The following is an 11852-nucleotide window of genomic DNA, read 5'->3' as shown; positions in this document are numbered from 1 at the left end:
CATTTCACCTACAGCTGTTAATTTCAATTACGTGATGGACGCTCCAACAACAAACCCAAGACCTATAGATACACACATCGACAAAATTCCTACAGCAACCATCCCATCGTGGAGCTTTTGTTCGACTGAGAATCGTCTTGTAAGAAAGTCGAAGATGTAATACGCAATAAGCTGAAGGAAAACGCCATATGCGCCCCAGATAATGGTTTCAAGAACATCTGCACTATGATAGATTGAGAACGCTAAAATTAAACAAATCCCAATTATTTTTCCTCCAATTGATAGCGCGACTGCTGTGTTCCCTTTTTCAATTTGCTCCCAGTCTTTATATTTAGTTGTAACTAATTCAAATAGAATAAGTCCGACCGCAACGACCACGATAGCCGCAATAAAGTAAGTAAGTGTTAATAAAAATGGCCCCATGTTTATACTCTCCTTTAATTATTTTCCGGTTCCCGGTCCGCCACCCCGACTGCTTGATCCTCGAAACGAGGGGATGGTTGAAGGACCCTTATATGTCCCACCAGTTGCACGATAACCTCCATAGCAATTACCGCTGTTACTCTTACAACGCTCTTTCTGCTTTTTTCCCCAATCATCAACATCAAGAATTTCGTCAAGTATGTAATAAGCTAATAAACCGTCAAAAAAATCTGGTTGATAATTGTCTCTTACAAATCCAACTGTTGCTACTTCCACAAGAGTACTCGATTCATCTTCTCCTTTTAACAACGTCACAATGTAATCATCGTATACTAGAATTTGTTTTCCATCTTTTACTTCACTGACTTCATTCGGCTTTATTTGTTCCTTAAGATACGAAGCAACAGCTGGAATATCCTCACCAGCCTGATAGACTCTCGAAAAGTCTCCTTCGTCTACGCTGCTCTCTACTACATCTTCAAGCTGATAGCGGTCCTCCACGATTTCTTGAATGTCCTTCGTGATTCCGCAAGCTGATAAGAGCAGAACGAAGGCGATCAGCAATCCAGTTAGCCATTTCATCCTTCCACCCCATTGAAGGGGAAAGTGCTATTCTTTCCCCATTTTTTTCTTAAGCTCTGCTAGCTCATCATCGATTCCATCGTTCTTATCAAGCGCGTCAAGTTCATCATCAAGTGAACGAGATTTCATATCCTCACTGGTTTCAGCTTCTGCTTCGTATTGGAGGACTTTTTCCTCCATTCGATCAAAGCCACGTCTGGACTCATCGCCACCAATTCCTGACATGGCACGGTTTATCTTCGTTTTTGTTTTTGCTGATTCTGCTCGCGCTTTTAGGCCATCCTTCTTCAATTGCATTTGACGATATTCTTCTTTCATTTCATCAAGCTTAGAGCGCAGAGAATCAGCATCCGTTTTCGCTCGATCGTAAGACTCTTTTAACGTCTGCGCCTTTGCTTCATGATCTTTCTTATCCTGAAGTGCCCTGCGTGCGAGATCATCATTATCAGATTCCAGGGCTTTGACAGCCTGATCCTGACGTTTCGTAACCATTGCGTTTGCATCATCCAATTTTTTCTTAAGCATTTTCTCATTCGATATTTGCTTCGCAACTGCGGTTTCAGCCTCACGAATATCTGCTTCCATGTCTTTCATAAATTGCTCCAGCATTTTGACCGGATCTTCAGCTTTATCCAGTGCAGCATTTAACTCAGATGACATAATGGTTTTGACGCGCTTAAACATGTTAAACATGAACACTCATCCTTTCATTTACTACCCGCGAGTATTTTGATTTCGTAATCTTCAATTTCGTATCCTTTGCTAACTTCAACTTCCGCACCCCAAATTTCGACTGAGAGAAATTCGGTATCTTCATCATTGGAAAATTCGTAGTATGCCACTTCCTGTCCATTCAGGTTGCTTCCTCGTCCAGTCCCTGTCACTTTTGCTACACCATTTTCCTCTCTGTAATAAACGACGCCATCAACTGTTAGCTTTTCAGGTATAGGCTGTGAGAGCTTTTCTTTGACTGTTCTATAGATGGCGAGTTCTAGTTCATCATCCATTTCGACGCTAAGCCAGATAGAAGAACCGCCTGATTGAAGTTGATAAGCATACCACTTATATCCTCCATTTTGATAGGTCAATGTCCCAATCACTTGATAATCTTCAAGGTCATACGTAATAATATCTCCAACTTGAATGTTAAACATCGTTCTCTCTTCAATGTTCTGGTCTTCCTTTTTTCCAAACAACTTTGATAAAAAGCCCAAGCTCGCACCTCCTCTCTCTTTATTACGAATTCAGTCTGTAAAAGTTTCACTTTATCCCACCCTTAAGGAGACTTTATCTTACAGGTTTGCGGTGTGAAACCATTTGTTCCTGCTCTGTTAAGTAGAAGTCAAGTGGAGGCCTCTCATGCAAAAGTGCCTTCTTTTCAAGCTTATAAAAACTGATCTTACGATAAGGGTCACCTTCGATAACAGGTGTTTCTTTCTCCGAACGCACATAAGAATCCACGGCCCTTTGCATTGAATCAATCCAGAATGGGATGTGCCTCTCATGCTTTTCAAAAAGCTCGAACGTTTCTTTCGACATAAAATAGGGTTCTGAAGGAATGCCACCAAGATAGGGAGCAAGGAGGGTGGTGTCAATCTGATTATCGTCCTGCACAAGCACTTTCAGAGATATGCCTTCCCTTTTTTTCTCTGCAAATGCACTAACTGCTTTTCTAACCTCATGAATTGTAGCATCAATGATCGTTGTTGAATGATCTATTTTCTTTTCCTTTGCTTTTTTATTCCAGAATGCCTTCATGATTTCACCTCCCTTTCTTTTTGTTCGAGTATGATTGACAACATTCCTCTCTCTTTAGAGGAATTTTAATTTCTTTAAATGTCCAAATTGTTCATCTTATGAATAAGGTTAACCACATTATAAAAAAATAAAGCAGCTATTATTAGCTGCTTTATCACCATTCTTATTTGTTCAGCATTATACGAGCACTCTTATATTCAAGTTCGTGTGCCTGTGCAACCGCTTCATATGTGACAAATCCATCCATCGTATTGATTCCTTTTAACAATGGCTCATTTTCAAGACACGCTTTTTCATAACCTTTGTTTGCAAGCTGAACTGCATATGGAACAGTTACATTAGTTAAAGCAATCGTTGAAGTACGCGGAACGGCACCAGGCATGTTCGCAACTGCATAATGTACAACGCCATGCTTCGTATAAGTTGGATTATCATGAGTTGTAATTCGATCTGTCGTTTCGAAAATCCCCCCCTGGTCAATCGCTACATCAACGATTACAGCTCCAGGTTTCATCTCCTTAATCATTTCTTCCGTAACAAGCTTCGGCGCTTTTGCACCTGGGATAAGAACAGCCCCGATCACTAGATCAGATTCCTTCACAGCCTCTGCAATGTTTAGCGGATTTGACATCATCGTATTAATCTCAGTACCAAAAATATCGTCAAGCTGACGCATACGTTCAGGACTCAAGTCCATAATCGTAACATCCGCTCCAAGTCCCATCGCAATTTTGGCAGCGTTTGTACCTACCACACCACCACCAATTACGGTTACTTTCCCGCGCTTCACGCCAGGAACACCGCCAAGAAGGATACCAAGGCCCCCTTTAGGCTTTTCAAGGAATTGCGCCCCAATTTGAGCTGACATCCGTCCTGCTACTTCACTCATAGGTGTTAGTAGGGGCAGGGATTGATTTGGGAGCTGGACCGTCTCATACGCAATGCCGATGACTTTCTTCTCAACAAGAGCACGTGTTAGCTCAGATTCTGCTGCAAGGTGAAGATATGTAAAGAGGATCAGTCCTTCACGGAAGTAGTCATACTCCTGAGGAAGAGGTTCTTTGACTTTCATCACCATCTCCATCGACCATGCTTCTTCAGCTGTACTTACAAGATGAGCACCAGCCTCTAAATATTGCTCATCAGTAAACCCAGAGCCAATGCCAGCACCCTGTTCGATGTAAACCTCATGTCCAAAACGAGTCAAACTTAACACACCCGCTGGTGTCATAGCGACTCGATTTTCATTATTCTTGATTTCTACAGGTACTCCGATACGCATTGTATTCCTCCTTTATATCCTAGTAAATCCTAAAATGTAAGGGTTTTAACAAAAACCTCTATCATCATAACACTCTAACAGCAGTTATTAAACCACAAGTTTCTCCGCTTTGAAAACCTTTTCAAAGACCTTCATTTACTTCACCATCATATACCCACCTGAAACCATTAACAACCCGCCAAATAAGCTCAGCATTATATACAACAGGGAGAACCATACTTTATCAACGCCTAAATCATAGGCTTCATAAATAAATGTCGAAAAAGTCGTAAGGGCTCCAAGAAATCCGGTTGTTAGCGCTGGCCCCCACTCCCCTGATCCATAGGCGATCCCCATTAAGAAACTACCAAACATATTCACAATAAAGGTGGCAGTTGGAAACCGTGATTTTACTCGTATGAATGTCGCAATTAGATAACGTACCCATGCCCCAATACCCCCTCCTACGGCAATCATTACCCATTCCATTAGTCCATCTCCCTCCTTTTACGCGCTATTGTCACACCGAGTATAACCCCAATCATGCCAATTATTAGACTTCCGCCACCGTAAATGAGGGCATGAAAAAAAAGTCTTTCTCTTAAGAAGATGAAAAGGTCGAGCGAATAGGTTGAAAACGTGGTGAATGAACCAAAAAAACCTGTTGCAATAAATTTCTTAGCTGTTATAGATAGTAGACGATTCGATTTCACATGTTCATAAAAATACCCAAGAAGAATAGAGCCGATCACATTGACAAGAAACGTGGCCAGAGGGACCCCGTTCATTATTGTTCCTATAGCTGCTCTAAGCGAAGCCCCGAGAGCTCCTCCAGCAGCTACAGCTAGACTATTTTTCACTTTAAAGCGGCTCCTTTCATATCTTTCATCATAATAAACGAAACCGCCTTTTAAAGTCTACTCGTCTACTTCATCCCATACCCATGTATACAACCTACCGCTGGCATCCATCCATTTCAGTTCAAATCGCTCTACATCATCAAAACCATAACTCTTTATACTTTTGACGAGATCTTCTGCCCTTGCTAGTTCAGTAACTTGAAGATGTTGAAATAGTGCAATAACTTCTCGCTCTGCTTTCTCACCCTTCACAACTTCTCTACCGCTTTCGACTTCAAATTCATTCGGACTTGAAAATTCCCATTCATGTTCAACCCCATTAACCATAACCATGCATTTAAAAGAAAAACTATTTTCTAGTGAAGATGCTTTAACAGCGTGAGCGTGCATTGATAAAAGACAAACCAGAATAACGATCCATATACTATTTTTCACCATTTTCATCACCTCCAACTTAGACTGACTGAAAACGATGAAAATTATTCGCTTAATGGCCAAACAGGATTGCATCCTTTCACCACTCGAACTAAAATAGAAGTATACCCCTTTAAGGAGTTGCTATGAGTACATTAAGCAGACAATCTAACATACAAATTGAACGTTACGGTCTTGAATCCATTCCAGAAAACTTACGAACTACCTCTTGGTATGTGCCATCATTCAAATGACCGTTTCAGTAAATGCAGGTAACTTTCTCGTTCCTGCTCTCGCCGTTCTTGAAGGCGAACTTTCATTCATTTGGGCTGTCCTTTCCATCATCTTAGGAGCAACAGTCGCTTTTTTATTTGTGTCGCTTCTCTCCTTCCCAGGCGCTAGAAAAGGGATCCCTTCACAATATGCTGTTCGGTCTTTCTTAGGTCAAAAAGGAGCTCAGTATTTTGCCTCACCCGTTAGAACAATCACATCTTTGTATTGGTTTGCTGTACAAACCATTGGAGGAACTTACATGGTTGTTGAGCTAATGAGGCGTGTATTTGGGGTCCATCTTCCTTCCAGTTTATCCTGCTGCTCTTTTACTCGCAGCAATTATGGCAGTACTCGCTTTAGTTGGTTTTAACACGGTCAAGAAGGTGACAAAATATTTTCTACCACTTTTGTTTGCAGGCGGTGTCGCCATGTTTCTTATTTACATGACAACACCTATCGACGGGAAAAGCTTCTCGTCGATCACGGCTTCAACTAAAATACCAGAACTATCATCTTTTCTCTTTTTTGCAAGCCTTGCATTTGTGCAGTATGTATCAGGCGTCAGCAGCTCTTCCGATATGGCCCACTATGCTAAATCAACCGGTCATGCTTTCTGGGGATTATTTTCAGGAAATACAATGGGATTTACACTAACCGCACTACTTGGAGCCTATAACTGCTGAAGCAGCGGGACACAGAATCTATTCTGCTACTTATTCTTATTTTCTCAAGCGCCCTTTCTTCTATGATTATGATTAATATCAGTAATGCTTACACAGGTGGCTACAGTCTTCTAAACATATTTCCATCCCTCGGAAGAGTAAAAAGTGCCCTTCTTTTAGGATGTGCCGCCATTGCATTAAGCACCTTTCCAGATGTTGTTGACCAGGCAGAAACGTACATTTCATTTTTAGGTGCTTTGATCATACCGCTTTCTGCAGTTATCGTAGCGGATTTCACCATCATAAAGAAAGGAAGATTTACGACAGACATGCTACATGCGATGATGAAAATGAGCAACAAACTGAATCGTGCTGGATTTGTAGCCATTTTTGTTGGTGTATTGTTCTACATTGCTCTTCCAGCATCCTATTCCCCTGGCTTCCTTGCTTTCTTCTTTACAGGAGCTATCTACCTTGCATTCAAAAGAAGTTCTCTAAATTAAAGCAATAAAAAAAGTCCATGCGGAACGCATGAACTTTCAAATCTCTAATAGTAACTTCTTCGATCTGGCTGGCGAGGCATTTTTTTCGCTTTTCCCTCATTCTCTTCCTGTTCAATCACACCACTTTGATAGGATTCACTAATCTGCTGATGAACAGCCATCTCACCGTTTTCATCATAAATTAGTTCTTTTTTCTTATCTGCCATACGAGTAACCTCCTGTCATATCGGACTTGCCTTCATATTATTTCCCATTGTCCGAGTGTTTACTTATTGGATATCCACATTAAGAAATAAAAGGAGATGATTAAGTATGTACTCGTTTAAGCACGATGAGCGTTTACAAATTTCGGTTCCAGTACTTGAGGGTTATTGGGAGGATCTCCCTCATACCGTTCAGGCAACCATTTTATTTAAATGGGAACAAACAAAAAGCTCAATCCCTGATCGAATTGCTGAACTTGAACATTTTATTATTGAAAAACAAGAACAGTTAAACAGAGAAGCAGATTTTCAACGTTCTTGTCTTTTGAACGCCCAAATAGCAGAGCTAGCCTCCATTATTAATGATCTATGGATCTGGTACCGGAAGCAAATGTTACTCACGAAAAAGGATTGAAATGCGATTATTTATTAAGCTCTCTCACGATATGAGGAAGTTCTGGTAATAGAAGTCTCGACATCGCAAGTTTAACTGCACCTGATGACCCTGGGAGGGCAAAGATAGCTGTCCCTCCCGCAACACCGCCAATAGCTCTACTAAGCATAGCAGGCGTGCCAATATCATCCGTATAACTAATCATTCGAAATAGCTCGCCAAATCCAGTTAACTCTTTTTCAAGTACACCTTCCACAACTTCATATGTAACATCTCTTTTTGAAATGCCAGTACCGCCATTCAATATCACAACATCAACCAGAGAAAGATCAATGCCACTCTGTATGGCCATCTGAATCTCGCTAGTTTCATCTTTAACGATAATCCGGTTAGAAACAGCATGCCCATCTTCTATTAGCATTGAAGCAATTAATTGTCCGCTCTTATCTGTTTCAAGCGTTCTTGTATCACTTACCGTTATGATTAGCGAACGAATAGAAGATGGTGCTTCTTTTTTATGTTGATTGACACTCATTGTTATCCTCTCCATTCCATTTCAAGCTCCATCAAAAACCGTTTTTGATAAAATTTATGAGCAGTCTCACTAACAGATCGAGCAAATCTATAATTCACTCCCGCTCCTATAGCTATACCAAATAGCGGTAGACCCTGAATCAACTTTTTCCTGAGCATCATCAGGACTGTCCCTTTAGCAATTTGCTTTAATGGTCCCTGCAGCCAATATGCATCAGCAACTTCTTCTGGGCCTTCGTAAAAATATGGATGCTCCTGCTCATTCTTTAATTCTTCTTCTATCGTATTCCATGCTTGCTCTTGAAGACCTTTCGGTAGCGTTGCCATATGAAATACCTTCAGAGCGATCATCATTTCAGTCGGGTAATTTACAGGATATCCATACGTTTGCGCAATCAACTGAACCGTCCTTAAATTAATAGCAAGTACTGCAGGCAAATCAATTCCAAGCAAAAGAATACTTCCTGTGCCAGAGAGTCCTCCCTGCGCAAGTGAAACAAGGCGCTGTCTCGCAATTTGCTGGTCAGCTATATAACTTAACTGGTCAATAGATAACTTCTTCATATCCTGAATTTGTTCTATTTCTGAATGGAACAATCGCGCTTCGGTTAACAATCGGTGAGTAGCATCTACCTGTGATTGGGAATTCTGAATAAATGAATGCATATGAAAGAGGGCAGCGTCTATGATGGCATAAACGCGATCTTTAATTGGAGATTCAATCTGACTTAATTGATAATCATACCATTTTTGAAATGTTCTTTCGAAATCTGTCGCATTTTGAGCAAAATGCTCCTGTTCCCACTGTAAAATGGCATTCAGCCGATTTTCTTCTCTTTCTGTCCATGCCAATAGCGTTCGCTCCCTTCAATATCTTGCTTATATTGTAGCTTTTCCAATCAAAAACTTCCAATAGAGGTTAAAAAATAACAAAAAACAGAGCATCAATATGACGCTCTGTTTCTTGTTATTTTGAAAGTCTTACAGTATCTCTTGCAATAACGACTTCTTCATTTGTAGGAATAATCATAACTTTAACCGGTGAATGAGGATAGTTGATAAACGCTTCTTTTCCTCTCACCTGGTTAAGTGCTGGATCCCAATAGACGCCCATAAACTCAAGCCCACGAAGAACACGAGAGCGAACAGCATCGCTATTTTCACCAATACCAGCTGTGAAAATGATTGCGTCAAGACCAGACATACGCGCTGCATATGAGCCAATGTATTTATGAATTCGAGAAGTAAAGACTTCTAGCGCAAGCTCAGCACGTTCGTTTCCAGCTTCAGCTTTGCTCGTGATATCACGAAGGTCACTTGAAAAGCCAGATACGCCAAGAAGACCACTTTTCTTGTTTAATGTATTCATAACCTGTTCAGCTGTTTGACCAGTTTTCTCCATAATAAATGGAATCAATGCAGGGTCAATGTTACCTGAGCGAGTTCCCATTGTTACACCAGCAAGTGGTGTAAAGCCCATGGATGTATCGATTGATTTGCCGCCTTCAATCGCAGCAATACTTGCCCCATTACCAAGGTGGCAGGAAAGTAAGCGAAGTTGATTTAACGGACGACCAAGCATTTCTGCAGCTCGTTCTGAAACATACTTATGTGATGTACCGTGGAAACCATATTTACGAATCCCGTAATCCTCATAATATTCATAAGGCAGACTATATAAGAATGATTGCTCTGGCATTGACTGGTGGAAGGCTGTGTCGAAAACGGCCACAGAAGGAACGTCTGGAAGAATTTCGCGGAATGCACGGATCCCAACAAGGTTTGCGGGGTTATGCAATGGTGCTAGTTCAGAAACTTCCTCAATCCCAGCTAATACGTCATCCGTAATCATAGCAGAGTCATTAAATTTCTCACCACCATGGACCACTCTGTGTCCAACCCCCTCAATTTCATCGAAAGAAGAGATGATTGAGAAATTAATAAGCTTGTCGAGAAGCATTTTAACTGCCACTGCATGGTCAGGAATTCTTGTGATTTCTTCATTTTTCTCACCGTTCACTTCAATCGTGAAAATGGCGTCATCAAGGCCGATTCGTTCGACGAGTCCTTTAGTGATAACTGTTTCTTCCGGCATATTTAGAAGTTGAAATTTCAACGAAGAACTACCGGCGTTGATCGCGATTACTTTCGCCATATGTGACAGCTCCTTTTATTCTTTTATTCATTAATAGCTAAACGAAAATAGAAGGGAGGCACCCTTCTATCTTTTTACACCTTTATAATTTAAACACCGACAGACACTTTATTCAAGCCGAAAACCGCTTACATACAAGTATTCCGCCAATTCAGATTTGTAAACGTTTCATATATGTTAGGACAGCTTCGAAAACCAGCCATTGATCTGTTGCATCATGTTCAACATTGCCTCACGGTTTGAGAAAGAAGGCATTTTCGCCATCATAACCTGATCAGGCTTCAACGTATGCTCTCCTTTTTTCTGTACGACAAGAATGCTTTTCGCCTGTGATTCATTCGCAAACAGGCTTGTTGGAAGTTGTATAATTCCGTGAATAACGGCTCTCTCATTTATTAAATTCCTTACCTTTTTTGCTCCATCATCACCGAAAAGAAAGTTCGGGATCATGAAGAAGAGCATGCCAGACTTTTCCGTCATATTTAAACTCTGTTCAATAAGAAGATGGTGGACATATGACATTCCTTCTTCTGCCTTCAATTCATAATTCGCAGCTGCTTCTTCATGTGGATAATACCCTACAGGAAGATCAGTTACGACCGTATTTACCTGTGACACATAAAGGGGCTTTACGCTATCCTGGTGAAGAAACTCAACCTGGTGTTTTTGTAAGTTTGCGTTGGCAAAGCCAAGATGAAGCAGCAAGTCATCTGGTTCAGCTCCGTAAGCGATGACTTTGTCCTCTTCTAACTGATTAAGAACAGATGTTAGTAGGTTTCCTGTTCCAACAGCAGGATCAAGAATTTTCATCTCTTCAACTTGCAGAACCTGTTTGTATTTCTTCACAAGATAACCAATTAAATGTGCAACGCTATCTGGCGTCATCGCGTGATGTGGCTGTATGCCTTTTTTCATTCCTTTAAGTAATGCAAGCTGCATCCCTTTACGAATAGTCTCTTTCGCCACATTTTCTAGATCACAGGACGCATAGAGCTTTTTAAGTCGTTCGACCGTCTCCGTATCAAGCTCTTCTTGAAGAACAGTATTTTCAAACAAATTCAATCCAGTTTCAACAAGCGCTTCAAGATAAGTTATCTCTAATTTATTTTGAATAACAAGTGTCGATTCATCAAGAATCTTATATAAATTTTCTACATTCATTTCAGTCATTATGCGGCCTCCTATAAGTTCGCCGTCTCTATTGTAAACAGTCTGCACGGCTTTCGCAAGAATGCCGAATAAACTTCATGTTGATTGGCTTTAAAAACTCATCCTAAAAAAGGACTTCGATGAATTTCACCGAAGTCCTTTCTCACGTTATTCTGCTTGTTTAGCAGCACTTAATGCTTGATCATAATTGGGATGATTCGTCGCTTCGCTCACATATTCTGTGTAAACAACTTCATTCTTACTATTGATAACAAATACTGCTCTCGCAAGTAACCGGAGCTCTTGCATTGCCACACCAAACGCTTTACCAAAAGAAAGATCACGATGGTCTGAAAGAGTAATGGCATCTTCAATACCATTGGCACCGCACCAGCGTTTTTGTGCAAATGGAAGGTCAGCACTAATCGTTAATACTTTTACATTGTCAAGATTAGCTGCTTCTTCGTTGAATTTGCGCGTTTGTGCGTCACATACACCTGTGTCAAGTGAAGGAACGACACTGATTAAACGGACTCCTGCATAATCATTTAGCGTCTTTTCAGAAAGATCGTTTGCTAGAACGGTAAATTCCGGTGCTTTGTCTCCCACTTTAACTTCTTCACCGAGAAGTGTCATTGGGGTTTCTTTAAAAGTAATATTAGCCATATTCATACCTCCTTC

General features: G+C 40.8%; 19 protein-coding genes. 4 read left to right on the top strand and 15 right to left on the bottom strand.

Annotation, left to right across the window (positions count from 1 at the left end):
- Window positions 1-27: 27 nt before the first annotated feature.
- The 9 genes from ABFG93_RS17530 to ABFG93_RS17490 all read right to left on the bottom strand — a co-directional run bounded on the left by ABFG93_RS17530 (window position 28) and on the right by ABFG93_RS17490 (window position 5322).
- Entirely contained in the window at window positions 28-423 is a 396-nt protein-coding gene (locus ABFG93_RS17530; RefSeq protein WP_347549306.1) for a DUF350 domain-containing protein, read from the bottom strand.
- Window positions 424-441: 18 nt separating this feature from the next.
- The gene (locus ABFG93_RS17525; RefSeq protein ID WP_347549305.1) at window positions 442-1005 is read right to left on the bottom strand and encodes a DUF4247 domain-containing protein; all 564 of its coding nucleotides are present in this window, start codon (window positions 1003-1005) and stop codon (window positions 442-444) included.
- 27 nt (window positions 1006-1032) lie between these two features.
- Window positions 1033-1698, bottom strand: coding sequence for a PspA/IM30 family protein (locus ABFG93_RS17520; protein WP_347549304.1), 666 nt, complete (start codon window positions 1696-1698; stop codon window positions 1033-1035).
- Between the two features lie 14 nt (window positions 1699-1712).
- The gene (locus ABFG93_RS17515; protein WP_347549303.1) at window positions 1713-2219 is read right to left on the bottom strand and encodes a DUF4178 domain-containing protein; all 507 of its coding nucleotides are present in this window, start codon (window positions 2217-2219) and stop codon (window positions 1713-1715) included.
- Window positions 2220-2292: 73 nt separating this feature from the next.
- Window positions 2293-2763, bottom strand: a complete 471-nt coding sequence (locus ABFG93_RS17510; RefSeq protein ID WP_347549302.1) for a DUF3939 domain-containing protein — start codon at window positions 2761-2763, stop codon at window positions 2293-2295.
- 163 nt (window positions 2764-2926) lie between these two features.
- Complete coding sequence (ald, locus tag ABFG93_RS17505; RefSeq protein ID WP_347549300.1) at window positions 2927-4045, bottom strand: alanine dehydrogenase; 1119 nt, start codon at window positions 4043-4045, stop codon at window positions 2927-2929.
- 135 nt (window positions 4046-4180) lie between these two features.
- The gene (locus ABFG93_RS17500) at window positions 4181-4513 is read right to left on the bottom strand and encodes a fluoride efflux transporter FluC (protein WP_347549299.1); all 333 of its coding nucleotides are present in this window, start codon (window positions 4511-4513) and stop codon (window positions 4181-4183) included.
- On the bottom strand, window positions 4513-4884 hold the full coding sequence (crcB, locus tag ABFG93_RS17495) for a fluoride efflux transporter CrcB (RefSeq protein WP_347549298.1): 372 nt from the start codon (window positions 4882-4884) through the stop codon (window positions 4513-4515). The genes ABFG93_RS17500 and crcB overlap by 1 nt, the downstream gene beginning before the upstream one ends.
- A 57-nt stretch (window positions 4885-4941) precedes the next feature.
- The gene (locus tag ABFG93_RS17490) at window positions 4942-5322 is read right to left on the bottom strand and encodes a hypothetical protein (protein WP_347549297.1); all 381 of its coding nucleotides are present in this window, start codon (window positions 5320-5322) and stop codon (window positions 4942-4944) included.
- A 226-nt stretch (window positions 5323-5548) separates the two neighbouring features.
- Between ABFG93_RS17490 and ABFG93_RS17485 the strand changes: the two genes are divergently transcribed.
- From ABFG93_RS17485 to ABFG93_RS17475, 3 genes are all read left to right on the top strand, one after another.
- On the top strand, window positions 5549-5941 hold the full coding sequence (locus ABFG93_RS17485; RefSeq protein WP_347549296.1) for a cytosine permease: 393 nt from the start codon (window positions 5549-5551) through the stop codon (window positions 5939-5941).
- Complete coding sequence (locus tag ABFG93_RS17480; RefSeq protein ID WP_347549295.1) at window positions 5859-6254, top strand: hypothetical protein; 396 nt, start codon at window positions 5859-5861, stop codon at window positions 6252-6254. Before ABFG93_RS17485 ends, ABFG93_RS17480 begins: the two co-directional genes overlap by 83 nt.
- A 62-nt stretch (window positions 6255-6316) precedes the next feature.
- Window positions 6317-6736, top strand: a complete 420-nt coding sequence (locus tag ABFG93_RS17475; RefSeq protein WP_347549293.1) for a hypothetical protein — start codon at window positions 6317-6319, stop codon at window positions 6734-6736.
- A gap of 44 nt (window positions 6737-6780) precedes the next feature.
- On the opposite strand, the gene ABFG93_RS17470 is transcribed toward ABFG93_RS17475, so the two are convergent.
- Window positions 6781-6942, bottom strand: coding sequence for a hypothetical protein (locus ABFG93_RS17470; protein ID WP_347549292.1), 162 nt, complete (start codon window positions 6940-6942; stop codon window positions 6781-6783).
- Window positions 6943-7048: 106 nt separating this feature from the next.
- Between ABFG93_RS17470 and ABFG93_RS17465 the strand changes: the two genes are divergently transcribed.
- Entirely contained in the window at window positions 7049-7354 is a 306-nt protein-coding gene (locus ABFG93_RS17465; RefSeq protein WP_347549291.1) for a hypothetical protein, read from the top strand.
- 7 nt (window positions 7355-7361) lie between these two features.
- Here the strand turns inward: ABFG93_RS17465 and ABFG93_RS17460 are convergent, their stop codons facing one another.
- From ABFG93_RS17460 to tpx, 5 genes are all read right to left on the bottom strand, one after another.
- Window positions 7362-7868 carry a MogA/MoaB family molybdenum cofactor biosynthesis protein gene (locus tag ABFG93_RS17460; RefSeq protein WP_347549290.1) on the bottom strand — a complete coding sequence of 169 codons (507 nt, stop codon included), beginning with the start codon at window positions 7866-7868 and terminating at the stop codon, window positions 7362-7364.
- A gap of 2 nt (window positions 7869-7870) precedes the next feature.
- Window positions 7871-8719 carry an EcsC family protein gene (locus tag ABFG93_RS17455; protein ID WP_347549289.1) on the bottom strand — a complete coding sequence of 283 codons (849 nt, stop codon included), beginning with the start codon at window positions 8717-8719 and terminating at the stop codon, window positions 7871-7873.
- A gap of 115 nt (window positions 8720-8834) precedes the next feature.
- Entirely contained in the window at window positions 8835-10022 is a 1188-nt protein-coding gene (locus ABFG93_RS17450) for an acetate kinase (protein WP_347549288.1), read from the bottom strand.
- 177 nt (window positions 10023-10199) lie between these two features.
- Window positions 10200-11183 (bottom strand): class I SAM-dependent methyltransferase, encoded by a 984-nt coding sequence (locus ABFG93_RS17445; RefSeq protein ID WP_347552880.1) that lies wholly within the window; start codon window positions 11181-11183, stop codon window positions 10200-10202.
- A gap of 156 nt (window positions 11184-11339) precedes the next feature.
- On the bottom strand, window positions 11340-11837 hold the full coding sequence (gene tpx, locus ABFG93_RS17440; RefSeq protein ID WP_347549287.1) for a thiol peroxidase: 498 nt from the start codon (window positions 11835-11837) through the stop codon (window positions 11340-11342).
- Window positions 11838-11852 lie beyond the last annotated feature (15 nt).

It is taken from the genome of Pseudalkalibacillus hwajinpoensis (genome assembly GCF_039851965.1).
Taxonomy (GTDB): domain Bacteria; phylum Bacillota; class Bacilli; order Bacillales; family Guptibacillaceae; genus Guptibacillus; species Guptibacillus hwajinpoensis_E.
Note: the sequence above shows the minus strand (reverse complement) of the source record. Positions and strands in the feature narration are given on the sequence as shown.